The 15,033-nt window shown below is 73.3% G+C and carries 13 protein-coding genes; 7 read left to right on the top strand and 6 right to left on the bottom strand.

Annotation, left to right across the window (positions count from 1 at the left end; genetic code table 11):
* Window positions 1-89 precede the first annotated feature (89 nt).
* Window positions 90-1,079, top strand: coding sequence for a 2,3,4,5-tetrahydropyridine-2,6-dicarboxylate N-succinyltransferase (gene dapD / locus ACFCV8_RS22355; RefSeq protein WP_376687163.1), 990 nt, complete (start codon window positions 90-92; stop codon window positions 1,077-1,079).
* On the opposite strand, the gene dapA is transcribed toward dapD, so the two are convergent.
* A complete protein-coding gene (gene dapA / locus ACFCV8_RS22350; RefSeq protein WP_376687162.1) occupies window positions 1,070-1,960 on the bottom strand; it encodes a 4-hydroxy-tetrahydrodipicolinate synthase in 891 nt (296 codons plus the stop codon). The two genes, dapD and dapA, sit on opposite strands and share 10 nt — an antisense overlap.
* 155 nt (window positions 1,961-2,115) lie before the next feature.
* Between dapA and ACFCV8_RS22345 the strand changes: the two genes are divergently transcribed.
* Complete coding sequence (locus ACFCV8_RS22345; protein ID WP_376687161.1) at window positions 2,116-2,802, top strand: DUF4232 domain-containing protein; 687 nt, start codon at window positions 2,116-2,118, stop codon at window positions 2,800-2,802.
* Between the two features lie 15 nt (window positions 2,803-2,817).
* On the opposite strand, the gene ACFCV8_RS22340 is transcribed toward ACFCV8_RS22345, so the two are convergent.
* A complete protein-coding gene (locus tag ACFCV8_RS22340) occupies window positions 2,818-3,951 on the bottom strand; it encodes a lipid II:glycine glycyltransferase FemX (RefSeq protein WP_376687160.1) in 1,134 nt (377 codons plus the stop codon).
* Window positions 3,952-4,088: 137 nt separating this feature from the next.
* On the opposite strand from ACFCV8_RS22340, the gene ACFCV8_RS22335 reads away from it, so the two are divergent.
* Complete coding sequence (locus ACFCV8_RS22335) at window positions 4,089-4,799, top strand: antibiotic biosynthesis monooxygenase (protein WP_376687159.1); 711 nt, start codon at window positions 4,089-4,091, stop codon at window positions 4,797-4,799.
* 8 nt (window positions 4,800-4,807) lie between these two features.
* On the opposite strand, the gene ACFCV8_RS22330 is transcribed toward ACFCV8_RS22335, so the two are convergent.
* Complete coding sequence (locus ACFCV8_RS22330) at window positions 4,808-6,667, bottom strand: endonuclease/exonuclease/phosphatase family protein (protein ID WP_376687158.1); 1,860 nt, start codon at window positions 6,665-6,667, stop codon at window positions 4,808-4,810.
* Between the two features lie 195 nt (window positions 6,668-6,862).
* On the opposite strand from ACFCV8_RS22330, the gene ACFCV8_RS22325 reads away from it, so the two are divergent.
* The gene (locus ACFCV8_RS22325) at window positions 6,863-8,326 is read left to right on the top strand and encodes a hypothetical protein (protein WP_376687157.1); all 1,464 of its coding nucleotides are present in this window, start codon (window positions 6,863-6,865) and stop codon (window positions 8,324-8,326) included.
* 182 nt (window positions 8,327-8,508) lie between these two features.
* The gene (locus ACFCV8_RS22320) at window positions 8,509-9,978 is read left to right on the top strand and encodes an alkaline phosphatase PhoX (protein WP_376687156.1); all 1,470 of its coding nucleotides are present in this window, start codon (window positions 8,509-8,511) and stop codon (window positions 9,976-9,978) included.
* Between the two features lie 87 nt (window positions 9,979-10,065).
* On the opposite strand, the gene ACFCV8_RS22315 is transcribed toward ACFCV8_RS22320, so the two are convergent.
* The 3 genes from ACFCV8_RS22315 to ACFCV8_RS22305 form a co-directional block, all read right to left on the bottom strand.
* Window positions 10,066-11,286, bottom strand: a complete 1,221-nt coding sequence (locus tag ACFCV8_RS22315; RefSeq protein WP_376687155.1) for a TerD family protein — start codon at window positions 11,284-11,286, stop codon at window positions 10,066-10,068.
* A 128-nt stretch (window positions 11,287-11,414) separates the two neighbouring features.
* On the bottom strand, window positions 11,415-11,633 hold the full coding sequence (locus ACFCV8_RS22310; protein ID WP_376687154.1) for a hypothetical protein: 219 nt from the start codon (window positions 11,631-11,633) through the stop codon (window positions 11,415-11,417).
* Between the two features lie 98 nt (window positions 11,634-11,731).
* On the bottom strand, window positions 11,732-12,541 hold the full coding sequence (locus ACFCV8_RS22305; protein WP_376687153.1) for an NAD-dependent epimerase/dehydratase family protein: 810 nt from the start codon (window positions 12,539-12,541) through the stop codon (window positions 11,732-11,734).
* A gap of 268 nt (window positions 12,542-12,809) precedes the next feature.
* On the opposite strand from ACFCV8_RS22305, the gene ACFCV8_RS22300 reads away from it, so the two are divergent.
* Window positions 12,810-13,784 carry a 5-dehydro-4-deoxyglucarate dehydratase gene (locus tag ACFCV8_RS22300; RefSeq protein WP_376687152.1) on the top strand — a complete coding sequence of 325 codons (975 nt, stop codon included), beginning with the start codon at window positions 12,810-12,812 and terminating at the stop codon, window positions 13,782-13,784.
* Window positions 13,781-14,959, top strand: a complete 1,179-nt coding sequence (locus tag ACFCV8_RS22295) for a hypothetical protein (protein ID WP_376687151.1) — start codon at window positions 13,781-13,783, stop codon at window positions 14,957-14,959. The genes ACFCV8_RS22300 and ACFCV8_RS22295 overlap by 4 nt, the downstream gene beginning before the upstream one ends.
* The last annotated feature ends 74 nt before the right edge of the window (window positions 14,960-15,033 follow it).

Raw genomic sequence — 15,033 nt, 5'->3', positions numbered from 1 at the left:
CACCGGGGCGGGGTCCGGGGCGGGCGCGCCACGACCATCGGGCGAGACCGGTTGGCTCCGGCGGCGTCCGGCCGGTTAGGTTTCGTGTCATGACCGACACGACTTCTGCTCGCACCACCGGCGCCGTCGCCGCCGGCCTCGCCACCATCGCCGGCGACGGCACCGTTCTCGACACCTGGTTCCCCGCCCCCGAGCTCACCGCCGAACCCGGCCCGGCCGGAACCGAGCGGCTCACCCCCGCCCAGGCGGTCGACCTGCTGGGCCAGGGCGCCGCCAAGGCCGTCGGCGTGGACGCCCGCCGCGGGGTCGAGGTCGTCGCCGTCGTCACGGTCATCGCCTCGCTCGACGACAAGCCGCTCGACGCGCACGACGCGTACCTGCGCCTGCACCTGCTCTCGCACCGCCTGGTCCGGCCGCACGGCCAGAACCTGGACGGCCTCTTCGGCCTCCTCGCCAACGTCGCCTGGACCTCGCTCGGCCCGGTCGCCGTGGACGACCTGGAGAAGGTCCGGCTGAACGCCCGCGCCGAGGGCCTGCACCTCCAGGTCACCTCGGTCGACAAGTTCCCCCGGATGACGGACTACGTGGCCCCGAAGGGCGTCCGGATCGCCGACGCCGACCGGGTCAGGCTCGGCGCCCACCTCGCCGCCGGTACGACCGTCATGCACGAGGGCTTCGTCAACTTCAACGCGGGCACCCTCGGCACCTCGATGGTCGAGGGCCGTATCTCCGCGGGTGTCGTCGTCGGCGACGGCTCCGACATCGGCGGCGGCGCCTCCACCATGGGCACCCTCTCCGGCGGCGGCAAGGAGCGCATCGTGATCGGCGAGCGCTGCCTGATCGGCGCCGAGGCCGGGGTCGGGATCGCGCTCGGCGACGAGTGCGTCGTCGAGGCCGGGCTCTACGTCACCGCCGGTACCCGGATCACGCTGCCGGACGGACAGATCGTCAAGGCCCGTGAGCTCTCCGGCGCCTCGAACATCCTCTTCCGCCGCAACTCGGTCTCCGGCGCCGTCGAGGCCCGCCCGAACAACGCGGTCTGGGACGGGCTCAACGACGTCCTGCACAGTCACAACTGACCGAGGGCGCGGAGGAGTTCCGCGTACACCTCCCGCAGCCCGTCGGCCGCCCCGCGCCCGGCGGGCTGCAACGGTTCACGGACCGGACCGGCACCGAGCAGCGCCTTCGCGGTCACCGCGCCGGGCAGCCCGGCCGCCATCATGGCCCCGGCGAGCGGGGCGGTCAGCAGGTTGAGCCGGGCGGCCCCGGCGGTGTCCCCGGCGTCGAAGGCGTCCAGCACCGCCCGCAGCGGGCCGGGCACCACATTGGCGACCGTGCTGACATAGCCCGCCGCGCCCACCGCGTACAGCGGCAGGTTCAGCTCCTCGCAGCCCGAGTAGTACGCCAGCGAGGTCGCGCCGATCACCTTCGTGGAGCCCAGCAGGTCGTACGCGCAGTCCTTCACGGCCACCACCCGGGGGTGCTCGGCGAGCCGCAGCAGGGTCTCCGGCTCGATGCGGGTGCCGGTGCGGCCGGGGATGTCGTACAGCATCAGCGGGAGGCCGGTCGCGTCGGCGACGCGGCGGAAGTGCGCCTCGACGGCGGCCTGGGGCGGCCGGCTGTAGTACGGCGTCACCACCAGCAGGCCGTCCGCGCCCGCCCGTTCGGCCTGCCGGGCGAGTTCCGCGGTGTGCCGGGTGTCCGCGCTGCCGACCCCGGCGACGATCGGCACCCGGCCGCCGACCGCCTCCCGGACCGCCCGCAGCAGTGTGGTCTTCTCCGCGTCGGTCGTGGTCGGGGACTCGCCGGTGGTGCCGTTCAGCACCAGACCGTCGCAGCCGTTCGCGACCAGGTCGGCGGCGTGCCGCCCGGCGGCGTCCGGGTCCAGCTCACCGGCGGCGGTGAAGGGCGTGATCATGGCGCAGAGCGCCCGGCCGAAGGGCGTGAGGGGTGCGGTCATCCCCGAAGTCTCGGCCGGGCCGACCGTGAAGGTCCACTTAGATCTGCTTCGGGCAACCAACAAGGAACACTGAACAGTTGGCGATCGCGACCTCCGGGCTCTGACATGATCGAACGTCCATGCGACAGGTGGGTCGACCGGGCGGAGGCGTAGGCATGCGGGGACGGGCGGACACGGGGCGCGGAACGGGACACGGGAGACGCGGCCCGCTGGCGGCCGTGCTCCTGGCCGGGGCGCTGGGGCTCACGCTCTCCGGCTGCGCGGGCTTCCTCGTACCGGCAGGGGAGGGCGAGCCGGGGCCGACGCCCAGTGGTCCGTACGCGGTGCACCCCGACAAGCTGCCGACGCCGTTTCCCAGCGCCTCCGTCGTGCTTCCCGGGCGCCCGTCCACCGCACGGCCGACCGCCCCCACGCGCACCGGCCGGGCCGACTGCCCGTCCTCCGGTGTCGTCGTCGACATGGGCGAGGTGGAGCCGGCCCTCGGCCACCGGGCCGTCGGGCTCACGCTCACCAATTGCGGCGACAAGCCGTACCCGGTCGACGGCTACCCCTCCGTCCGGGCCCTGGACGAGGCGGGCGACCCGCTCCCGGTCAAGGTCAACCCCGGCTCCTCCTACATGGGCACCGACCGCGGCCCGCAGCAGGTCGTGCTGAAGCCGGGCCGGTCCATGTACGCGCTGCTGGCCTGGGTCTCCACCCCGACCGGCGGCGACCTCGTCGAGGGCGACGCCCTGGAGATCGCCCCGGCCCCCGGCCTGGAGCCCCGCGTCTTCCCGCTCGAAGGCAACGACGTACGCCTGCTCGACGAGCTCAACATGACCGCCTGGCGGACCACTCGGTAGGGCGGCCGGGGAGGTTCAGCGGCGGGCCATGTAGAGGGTGAAGGCCTTGTGGAGCACCTTGTTGATCGGAAGGTCCCACTCGCCGATGTACTCCGCGGCCCGCCCGCCCGTGCCGACCTTGAAGCGCAGCAGGCCCAGCAGATGGTTGCTCTCGTCCAGGGTGTCGGTGATGCCCCGCAGGTCGTAGACGGCCGCGCCGCGCTCGTGCGCGTCGCTCATCATCCGCCACTGGACGGCGTTGCTCGGCTGGACCTCGCGCCTGCGGCCGGTCGAGGCGCCGTAGGAGTACCAGACGTGGTCGCCGACCGTCAGCATCGTCGCCGCGGAGAGCGTCTCCCCCTCGTACTCGGCGAGGTAGAGCCGCATCCGCTCGGGGTCCTCGGTGCGCAGCGCCGTCCACATGCGCTCGAAGTAGGCGAGCGGACGGGGGATGAAGCGGTCGCGTTCCGCGGTCTCGCGGTACAGCCCGTAGAAGGCCGGAAGGTCCTCGAAGCCGCCCTCGACGACCTTGACGCCCGCCTTCTCCGCCTTCTTGACGTTGCGCCGCCACTGCTGGTTCAGGCCGCTGCGGACCTCCTCCAGCGTGCGCCCGGCGAACGGCACCTGGAAGACGTACCGCGGCTGCCCCGCGCTGAACCCGTCCTCGCTCTCCTCCTCGCCGCGCCGCCAGCCCAGCCGGGCCAGCTCCGCCACGAGCCGGGCGGCCCGCGGGTCCTCCTCGTCCGGGGTCACGTCGCGCAGCCGCCCGGCGGCCGGGTCGGCGATGGCGTCCTTGACGGTACGGGCGTCCCAGCGCCGCGCCACCACCGGCGGCCCCATGCGCACCGAGAACGCGCCCCGCGCCTTCAGATGCGCCACCATCGGATCGAGCCACTGGCGGAGCTCCGCGCCGAACCAGTCGACGACCGGGCCCTCCGGCAGATAGGCCAGATAGCGCTTCACCCGGGGAATCGGACGGTAGAGCACCAGCCCCGCGCCGACGATCCGCTCCCGGCCCGTGCCGTCCCGGTCGAACCAGCCGATGCTCTCCGCACGCCAGTCGGGCTTCACATCGCCCCACGACGGGACCTGCATATGGCTCACGGAGGGGCGGCTCGCGACGAACGCCAGATGCTCCTCGCGGCTGATCGTCCTGAGAAGCGGTGCCATGTGGTACTCCGTTCGTCGTGCTGTCGGTGGCCGATGCGGCCCGGACGGGCGGGCCGGATTGACCTCAAGCGCGCTTGACGTACCAGGGTGGCCGGTGAGGGCGCACCACCCCGGTGCCCCGGTCAGGAGGACCCGCCATGAGCGTCCGTTTCGCATCCCGCCCCGATCTTGCCCGCAACGACGTCGGAATCGTCAAGGTGAGCACCTGGGACACCGGTACGCCGGAACGCATGCGGCGGACCGTCGAGGCGATCCGCGCGGCATGGGCCGGCCGCGACTGGCCGCACCCCGGACTTCTTTCGTACACCGTGCACACCGGGGAGGACGGCCGGACCCTGCTCCACTACAGCCAGTGGAGTGGCGAGCAGGCCTACCAGGACTTCTTCCGCGACGGCCGGGACGAGCGCAACGCGGACATCGACGCCGCCGTACCGGGCATCCGGCGGCTCGGGCTGCACAGCCTGGAGCTCTACCGGTCGCTGCTGCCGGGGGACGACGCGCGGGAGCCGGGCTGCGTGGTGATCGTCGACGTCGAGTTCGAGGGCGCCGATCCGGCGCGGCAACGGGACTGGGTGGACACCGTGTTCGAGGCGCTGGCGACCGACGGATCGCGCGCCCCGGGCGGCATCTCCGGCCACTTCCATGTGAGCACCGACGGGACGCGGGTGCTGAACTACGCCGAATGGGAGAGCGCCCGGGCCCACATCGACGCACTGGCCGGGAAGGGCTTCGGGATCGGCTCGGGCACGCCGCAGTGGGAGCGGGTGCGGTCGTACCCGGGGGTGACCGGCGGTGGGGTCCACCGGTACACGCCCGCGCTCGGCATCGTGCCGGGCGCGGGCGCGTAAGGCATCCGCTACGGGCGGAAGCGGAGCACCTGCGGGTCGTGGTCGCTGTTCTGGTCGGCGAACTCGGCGTTGATGTGCACGCTGTCGTACGCGAAGTCCTTGACCGCCGGGCTGGTCAGGATCTGGTCGAGGACCTGGCTGTTGCCCTGGTAGACGTATGTGTAACGCTCCGAGCGCGGCAGGGACCTGATCGCCGGGTACAGCACGCCCCCGGCGGTCAGCTCCTTCGCCGTGCCGGAGAACTCGAAGTCGTTGATGTCACCGACGACGAGGACCCTGGCGTTCTTCTGGACGCCCAGCAGCTTCTTCACGAAGGTGTTGACCGCCCGGCCCTGGGCGTGGCGCTGGACCTCCGAGGAGCGGGCCGGCGGCTGGTGCTCCGCGTAGACGGCCTCGTCGCCGCCCTTGGACGCGAAGTGGTTGGCGACCACGAAGACCGTACGGCCGCGGAAGGCGAACTCGCCGACGAGCGGCTTGCGGCTGTTGTCCCAGGCGGTGTTCGCCGGGTCGATCCGGCCGGGGGAGGAGGTCAGCGCGGCGCGGCCCCGCTCCCGTACGACATCGGTGGCCGTCGTCGCGTCGCCGCCGGTCCGGTCGGTGAACGAGACCCGCTCCGGGTTGAAGAGGAACACCTGACGGATGTTGCCGCCGGGCTCGCCGCCGTCCTTCTTGTCCTCGGGGTCGATGGAGCGCCAGTCGTACGCCGGGCCGCCCGCCGCCCGGATCGCCTCGGTGAACCTCCGCACCGTCAGACCGGCCGAGACCGTGCCGTCGTCCTTCGGACCGTTGTCGTCCTGGATCTCCTCCAGCGCCACGATGTCCGGCGAGGCGAGGTTGTCGACGACCGCGGCGGCCAGCGCGTCGAACTTCTCCTGCGGGTCGGTCGGGTCGAGGTTCTCGACGTTGTACGTGGCCACCGCCAGCTCGCCGGAGCGCTGCTTGCGGGTGACCTCCCGCCGCAGGCCCTTCGGGGCGACCGTGCCCATCGTGCGGGCGGTCAGGGTGTAGCCGCCGTACTGGTTGAAGTCCAGCGGGCCCTCGGTCGTGCCGGTGAGCACATCGCCCACATCGGCCTTGGGGAAGGGCTGCTCGGCGAGCGGCACCAGCGACTGGATCTGGACGCGGCCGGTGTTCTGCTGGTCGTACGAGCCGTAGACGGTGCCGCCGCGGCGGGCGTCGTTCTCGTGCGGCTTGACGGTCACCCACAGCTCGGCGTGCGTGTCGGTGGCACCGACCACCCGCGAGGTGCCGACCGCGACGTTCATGCCTTCGACCGACTCGTAGAAGTCGAGGGCGTAACGGGCCGGGTCCAGCGGAAGCGCGTTGACCGAACCGCCGGCCGCCGGGTCGCCCGCCGGGGCGTACCGGGACGGGACCGAGCGCTCGGTGATCCGGACCGGCGCGGGCAGCGGGTTGCCGGAGGAGACCACGGTGACGGTGGGCCTGCTGATCTGGGTCAGCGACTGGTTGCCGGAGGCGGGGCCGCCGGGGACGTATTCGGTGACGGTGCCGGAGACGGTGACCGCGTCACCGACCGCGACGGCGGGCGCGGAGCTGGTGAAGACGAAGACGCCCTCGCTGGTGGCGGGGTCGGCGTCGGGCCGGGTGTCCTGGAACCAGAAGCCCTTCGAGCCGTACGTCCGCACCCCGGTGACGACGCCCGGCACGCCGGTGACCTGCTGACCGGCGAACGGCGACATCCGGGTGGAGCCCTGGATGTCGTGGATGCGGACCTGGCCGTCCGCGGCGGGGGCGGGAGCGTCGGAGGCGGACGCGGAGGTGGTCGCGGCACCGGTGAGCAGCCCGGCGGCGAGCGCGGCGGCGACGAGCGCGGAGACGGTGGTCGTTCTGGACGATGCGGCAGGCATCAGGGCTCCGGGGTATCGAGGGGCGAGCGGGGATCTACGCGCGTCAATGTGTTGTGTGCGCCGGGCCGTTGTCAAGGTCTGGCGGGTGGACCGCCGCTGTCCGTTCCATGAACCGGGCGGCATGGGGCGAAATACGTCTACGCTGGGGCCCGCCCGATCCCGTACGAACCGTACGTCCCCGAGGAGAGCCCCCTGATGTCCGCAGAGCCCCCCACCCTGCCGCCCGTACGGCTGCGCACCGAGGCCGAGCTGGCGCGGGACGCGCTCGCCGCGCCACTGCTCGCCCGTGCCGTCCGGCTCGCCCGCTGGGCGGGGCCGGGGACCGGTGTCGGCGCGGGCGGCGAGCTCGTCGACGAGCAGCTGCCGGAGGCGGCCGAGCACCTGGGCCTCGCGGCCGACGAGAACGGTGCGGCGGAGGCGAGCGAGGCGTGGCGGCTCGCCGTCGACACGGGGCTCATCGACGTGGAGGACCCGGACGAGGAGGACGGCCCGGACGCGGTGGGGAAGGCCGCCCCCGGGGAGAACCTGCCGCTGGTCACCGGCGGTTCGCCGCAGGATGTGCTGGCGATCTGGCTCGACGGCCTGGAGGCCGCGTACGCCGACGCCACGGCGCCGGTCTTCGACGACCTGGCCGATCTGGTCGGCGAGGACGGCTCGGTCGACTTCGACGCGCTGGACTGGGACCCGGAGGCCGAGGCGGACTTCCTCGACGGGGTCCTCGCCAACCTCTACCTGCTCACCGTCGGCGACGGCCTGGGCGGTACGGACCCGGTCCCGGTGCCGCTGCCCGCGCTCGCCGCCTCGGTGATCGTGCCCGACGAGATGGGCGAGCCGACCGACGACGTGCTGGAGCAGGTGTCCGAGGCGATGATGCGCCTGGACGACCAGTTCCGGGTGCTGGAGCCGATCGGCATCGTCGAGTACCGCCCGGTGGACGAGGCGTTGCTGGTCGAGGCCGGTGAGGAGGCCGCCCAGGCGGTGGACGACGAGGACGTCACCCGGTACGGCATGGTCCGGCTCACCCCCCTCGGCCTGTACGGGCTGCGGGCCCGGATGCTGGAGGCCGGGGTGGACGCCCCGGCGATCGGCGACCTCGCGGACAAGGGCGCCGACGCCCTGCTCGGCGGGATCGCGTACTACCCGGAGGCGGCGGCCGGCAGCGAGGTCGAGCTGTGGCTCGCCCGGCGCGGCGGCGCGGACGGCGCGGCGGCCGAACTCCTGGCCGCGGCCCGCGGCACCGACCCGCAGGCACCGCTGCGCAGGCTCCACTGCCAGCAGGCGCTCGCCCTGGTCGGCGCGGAGGCGGAGCCCGCGGTCCGTGAGGTGCTGGACGACCCGGAGCTGGGCGGCCTGGCCCGGGTCTGGCTCGCGGAGCTCGGTGCCCAGGGGGTGCCCGCCCCGCCGGAGTCGATGATCTTCTGGCTGGCCGTCGACACCATCGCGGCCCAGCTGGCGGCGGACGGCGATCTCGACGAGCTCCAGGAGCTGGTGGAGGGTCTGGCGGGCCGGCACAGCGGCTTCTTCGACGAGGCCTGGCGGGTGGACCACCCGGCGACCGCCGACGTCCTCGACGCGATGGGGCGGCTGCACAGCGACAAGAAGCAGGCCAAGGAGGCCCGCAAGGCAGCGTTCAAGGCCCGCTCGCGCCAGGGCTCCTGACCGCCCTTCCGGCCGACGGCCCGGGCGGCGCGACGAGGGTGGGGCAGGATTCGGACACGTGATCCGGCCAACTGCACGGGAAGGATGCCCCCGGGCGTCGTCCGCAGTTCAACTGGTGTTGGCACGGGGGCGCGAGTGTGGGCGCGGCAACAACCCGCCCACGTCGTCCCAGGAGTTACGTGATGCCCTTCACGCGCAGGGAATTCACCAAGCAGTCCGCCCTCACCGGTGCCGGTATCGCCCTGACCGGCACCGTCGCGGCGCTGGCCACCGCGCCGGGTGCCCTGGCCGCGGGCGAGCCGAAGCACGGCCAGGACGAGCAGGGCCACGGCAACGGCCACGGGAACGGCCACGGCCGTGAGCCCGGTTACGGCCCGCTGGTCTCCGACCCCGAGGGCATCCTCGCGCTCCCCAAGGGCTTCTCGTACCAGGTCGTCACGCACTGCGGGGTCACCAGGCTGGAGTCCGGCGAGTACACCCCCTCCAACCACGACGGCACGGCCGCCTTCGAGGGCCCGCGCGGTGTCACCCTGCTCGTCAACAACCACGAGCTCAGCGGGACCCGGGCCGGCTGGGAGCACCCGGTGCCGCTCACCGAGGGCCTCGTCTACGACCCGGTCGCGGCCGGCGGCTGCACCGTCGTGGAGACCCGCCGCGACGGCCGTACCGCCGAGTGGGTCGGCATCGCCGGCACGTCCACCAACTGCGCCGGTGGCGCCACCCCGTGGGGCACCTGGCTGACCTGCGAGGAGACCGAGGACAAGGCGGGCAAGAACGGCCTGCTCAAGGACCACGGCTACGTCTTCGAGGTCGACCCCTACGACCGGCGCGCCAACCGCGACCCGCGCCCGATCAAGGCATTCGGCCGTTACGCCCACGAGGCCGTGGTCATCGACCCGAAGCTCGGCCACGCGTATCTGACCGAGGACGCCTCCGGCCCCAACGGACTGCTCTACCGCTGGGTTCCGCCGCACGGCTTCCGGCACGGCCGGGGCAAGCTGCGCACGCTGGCCGACGACGCCGGGGTCCTCCAGGCCACCAAGTGCTTCGACCGCAACGGCAAGTTCGTCGACGACCTGTCCCGCGCCACCAGCATCGGCACGGTCTACGGGGTGGACTGGGTCGACGTGCCCGACCGCGACGCCAGGTCCGTCTCGGTGCGCAAGCAGTTCGCCGCCGGCGAGGTCACCCGCGCCCGCAAGCTCGAAGGCATGTGGTGGGGTGACGGCGGCGCCTACATCGTCTCCTCGTTCGCCCGCGCCGAGAGCCCCGTCCAGCACGACGGCCAGGTCTGGTTCTACGACCCCAAGCGCCGCACCCTGACCCTGAAGGTGCTGCTCGGGGTGAACCCCGACCCGTCGAAGGACGGTGCCTTCGACGGCCCGGACAACATCACCGTCTCGCCGTACGGCGGTCTGGTCATCGCCGAGGACGGCGAGGGCGTCCAGCACCTCTTCGGCGCGACGGAGAGCGGCCGCACCTACCCGATCGCCCGCAACGAGCTGAACATCGGCAGTGCGGAGGAGCCGGAGTACAGCGAGTTCACCGGCGTCACCTTCTCGCCCGACGGGCGGACGCTGTTCGCCAACATTCAGACGCCGGGCATCATGGTCGCCATCAGCGGCCCGTGGAAGCGCCAGCCGCAGAAGTAGCGCTCGCCCCGCCGTACGGGGCTTCGCCGCTCACCGGCGGCGGAGCCCCGTAGGGGCGGGCCCGGCGGCCTTGCCCGCCGCTGCCGGCTACAGCGCCTGCGCGGCGGGCTTCACCATGCCGCGGACGGTGCGCGACTTCACGAATTCGCCCATCGCCGTCATCTCCCACTCGCCGGAGAACTGTCTGATCAGCTTGGCCATCATCACGCCGGTCTGCGGCTCGGCGCCCGTCAGGTCGAAGCGGACCAGCTCCTCGTCGGTGGCCGCGTCGACCAGCCGGCAGTAGGCCTTGGCGACCTCGGTGAACTTCTGCCCGGTGAACGAGTTGACCGTGAAGACCAGACCGGTGGCCTCGGCGGGGAGCCGGCCCAGGTCCACGACGATCACCTCGTCGTCGCCCGCGCCCTCGCCGGTGAGGTTGTCGCCGGAGTGCTTGACCGCGCCGTTCAGGATGGAGAGCTTGCCGAAGTAGCAGCTGTCCAGGTGGTTGCGGTTGGGGCCGTAGGCGATCACGGAGGCGTCGAGGTCGATGTCCTTGCCCCGGAACGCGGGCTCCCAGCCGAGGCCCATCTTGACCTGGGAGAGCAGCGGGCGGCCGCCCTTGACCAGGGAGACCGTCTGGTTCTTCTGGAGGCTGACCCGGCCCTTGTCGAGGTTGATCTTGCCGCTGCCGGGCGCGGGCGGGGCGGCGGGCGGGGCCGGGGGAGCGGCGGGGGCCGGGGGAGCGGCGATCCTCGGGTCCGCCGGGGGCGCGGCGGGCTGCGCCGGGGGTGCCGCGGGCATCGGGGGTGCCGCGGCGGCGGGCTCCTCCTCGACCGTGACCCCGAAGTCCGTGGCGATGCCGGCCAGGCCGTTCGCGTACCCCTGGCCGACCGCGCGGGCCTTCCAGGCGCCGTTGCGGCGGTAGACCTCGATGACCACGAGCGCCGTCTCGCCGCCCAGCCGGGGCGGGGTGAAGGTGGCGAGCACGCTGTTGTCGTCGGCGTTGCGCACCGTCGCGGTGGGCTCGATGCCCTGGAAGGTCTGGCCCGCCGCGTCCGGGCTGGCCGTGACGACGATCTTCTCGATGCCGGGCGGGACCGCGGCGGTGTCCACCACGATCGTGTCCGGCGCGGTGCCGCCGCCGGAGCGGTAGGTCACACCGGGGCCGTCGGGCTGGTTGTAGAAGATGAAGTCGTCGTCGGAGCGGACCTTGCCGCCGACGGTGAGCAGGAGGCCCGAGACGTCGAGCCGCACCGGAGCGGCGACGTCCACGGCCACGCGGGCCGCGGAGAGAGGGATGTTCGAGCCGGGGGTCATAGCGGTCATGCTCGGGGTAACGAACGGCATCGCTTTGCCGTTCCCTTACCTTCGGAGACGTCCCGGACTTCTCGAACTTCCTGAACTTCCCGGACTTCTCGCCCGTACCGGTCCGTGCGCCCCCTGTCCGCCCTCGCTCAGCGGTTGCGGGGGTGGTTGCGGGCGGCGCGCTCGTTGCCGTGCTTGTACGCCCCGGTCCAGCGGGCCATCACCAGCTGCGCGTCCCCCGACTCCACCTCGGCCAGGAACTTCGCCGCCCGGTCGCCGCGCAGGGTGCCCGCGCGGCGGCCGTGATGGGTGATGGTGACGCTCGCGTCGCCGTGCTGCTCGTACAGGAACCCGGAAGGTCTCGGCATGGGGCCGTATCCTGCCCGGCGCGCGGCTGCCCTGTCGCGCGGATTTCGGCGGCGGACTCCGCGGGATGCGTGCGGGGTGCGGGCGGGGCGGGCCGCGGTCAGCGCGGCCAGAGCGGCGGGTTGGTGCAGAAGTGGCCGCCGAGGTGGGTGTGGTCGGGGTTGTCCGGGTCCAGCTCGCCCTGTTCGGCGACGAGCCGGGCCGCGTACGGCTCCGAGTCGTCCTCGGGCTCGTACCCCAGCGCGCGGGCCGATGTCAGGTCCCACCACAGCCGGGTGTTGGCGGAGGAGCCGTGGACGACGGTGTGCCCCACGTCCTTCGCGGTGAGCGCGGCGTGGAAGAGCCGGGCGCCGTCCGCCGGGCTCAGCCAGAGCGACAGCATCCGCACCGAGGTCGGCTCGGGGTAGCAGGAGCCGATCCGTACCGAGACGGTCTCCAGGCCGTGCCGGTCCCAGTACAGCTGGGCGAGGTCCTCGCCGAAGGACTTGGACAGGCCGTAGAAGGTGTCGGGGCGGCGCGGGGCGTCGGACCGGACCGGCGGGCCGCCGGGCAGCGGCCGGGGTGTGTAGCCGACGACATGGTTGGAGGAGGCGAACACGACGCGTCGCACGCCCTCCTCCCGCGCGGCCTCGTAGAGGTGGTACGTGCCCTCGATGTTGGCCCGGAGGATCTTGTCGAAGGAGGACTCCAGGGAGATGCCCGCGAGGTGGATGATCGCGTCGACCCCCCGTACGGCCTCGCGCAGCGCCTCCCGGTCGCCGAGGTCGGCGGTGATCGCGTCCGGTTCGCCCTCGACGGGGGCGGCGTCGAAGAGCCGCAGCGCGTAGCCGTACCCGGGCAGCAGCCCGCGCATCAGGGTGCCGAGGCCGCCGGCGGCGCCGGTCAGCAGGACGGTGCGGGGAGCGGGCACGCTCGGATCTCCTCGGCCTGGACGCCATTTGAGTGGACGTCAAATGCGTGGACGGCATTCATATCCATGGACACGCTAGGAAGCGTCGGCGTACCGAGTCAAGTGGCGCGGCGGAGGGCGTCTCGGGTCGGTGAAACCGCGAACCGCTTCGGCGACGGTGCGCCGACCTGCTCCTTGACCCGCGCCAGGGGGCTGGCCTAGCGTGCAGTCGTTCACGAATGTGGACGCCAGTCAGAATTGTGCACGCCTGAACGCTCAGGGAGCGCCCGTGACCTCAAGCCCTCTTGCCGCCCGCCTCACCCGCGTCGCCGGGCCGCTCTTCTTCCCCGTCACCGCGTACGGCCCCGATGGGGACGTCGACCTCGACGCCTTCCGCGCGCATGTGCGCACCGGCATCGACGCCGGCGCGGCGGCGGTCTTCGCCTGCTGCGGCACCGGGGAGTTCCACGCGCTCGCACCGGAGGAGTTCCGCCGGGTCGTCGCCGCGGCCGTCGAGGAGACCGCCGGGGAGGTGCCCGTCGTCGCCGGGGCCGGATACGGCACGGCGCTCGCGATCCAGTACGCCGGGATCGCCGAGGAGGCGGGCGCGGACGGGCTCCTCGCCATGCCCCCGTACCTCGTCGTCGCCGACCAGCGGGGGCTGCTGGGCCACTACACCGCGCTCGCCGCGGCCACCTCCCTGGAGACGATCGTCTACCAGCGCGACAACGCCGTCTTCACCCCCGAGACCGTCGTCGCCCTCGCCGGGACGCCCGGCGTCATCGGCCTCAAGGACGGCTACGGCGACCTCGACCTGATGCAGCGCACCGTGAGCGCGGTCCGCACCGCACGGCCCGGCACGGACTTCCTGTACTTCAACGGGCTGCCCACCGCCGAACTCACCGGCCCCGCCTACCGGGGCATCGGCATCACGCTCTACTCCTCCGCCGTCTTCGCCTTCGCGCCCGACATCGCGCTCGCCTTCTACCGGGCCCTGGAGTCCGGCGACGACGCCCTGACCGGCGAGCTCCTCGACCACTTCTACCGCCCGCTCGTGGAGCTGCGCGCCAAGGGCCGCGGCTACGCCGTCGCACTCGTCAAGGCCGGGGTCCGGCTCGGCGGGCTGGACGTCGGCCCGGTCCGCACCCCGCTCACCGAGCCGTCCGCCGCCCATGTCGAGGAGCTGACCGCGATCCTCGCGCGCGGCCGGGCCGTGCTGGAGCAGTACGGAACGGAGCCGCTCGGACAGGGGAGCCGCGGGTGAGGACCTCGGCCTTCCTCTACCCCTGGGACGTCGTCGGCGACCCGGACGCCGCCCGCCGCCTCGCCGATCTCGGCATCCAGCAGGTGACGCTCGCCGCCGCCTACCACTCCACCCGGGCGCTGACCCCCCGTCACCCCGTCCGGCGGATCGTCACCGCCGAGTACGCCGCGGTGCTCTACCCGCCGGACGCCGGACGCTGGGCGGGGCGCGAGCTGCGCCCCCACGAGCAGACCTGGGTGGCCTCGGACGATCCGTTCGCCGAGGCCGCCGAGACCCTCACCGGCGCCGGTCTCGACGTGCACAGCTGGGTGGTGCTGGCGCACAACTCCCGGCTGGGCGCCGAACACCCGGACACCTCCGTGGTCAACGCGTACGGCGACCGCTACCCCTGGGCGCCGTGCGTGGCCCGGCCCGAGGTCCGCTCCTACCTGACCGACCTGGCCGCCGAGGCCGCGGTGCGCGGCGGCGCGCGCGGCACCGAGCTGGAGTCCTGCGGCTGGTACGGCTTCGCGCATCTGCATGCCCACGACAAGACCTCGGGCGTCGGGCTCGGCGACGCGGCGCAGTACCTGATGTCGCTCTGCTTCTGCGCCGTCTGCCGCGCCGGGTACGCCGGAGCGGGCCTGGACGCCGACGCCCTGGCCGCGGCCGTGCGTACCGCGCTGGAACCGGTCTGGGCCGGGTCCGGCTCCACGGCCGTCGGCCGCGAGGGCATCGAACAGCTCCTCGGTGCCGGCCTCGCCGCCGCCACCCTCCGGTGGCGCGGCGAGGTGGCCCGTACGCTCCAGGAGGACGCGGTCGCCGCGGTGCGGGCGGCGGCGGAACCCGGTTTCCAGGTGCTGCTGCACGCCGACCCCGAGCCCCACCGCACCGGCGCGAACACCGGCGTCGACCCGGCGCACATCCTCTCCGTGGCGGACGGCGTGGTGCTGCCCTGCACCGGCGGCGACGCGGCGCGCGAAGCGGTGCTCGGCCCGTTCACCGGCCGTACGGGGGTGCTGGCGGCCAACTTCTCCGTGGTCAGCGGCATGGGCGGCAGCCCCGCCACGCTGGAACGGGACGCCGCGCACGCCGCATCGCTCGGCGCGAACCAGCTCCGCCTCTACCATGCCGGGCTGGCGTCCGGCCCGGACCTCGCGGCCGTCGCCGGAGCGCTGGAACAGCTCCGCCGATGAAGCGGCCGGGGGGGGGGGGGGGGGCCGCCGAGCCCCCCCCCCCCCCCCCCCCACACACCCCCCCCCCCCCCCCC

The organism is Streptomyces sp. NPDC056347, assembly GCF_042262625.1.
GTDB lineage: Bacteria > Actinomycetota > Actinomycetes > Streptomycetales > Streptomycetaceae > Streptomyces.
The sequence above is the reverse complement of the archived record's forward strand: the minus strand, read 5'-3'. Positions and strand labels throughout refer to the sequence as shown.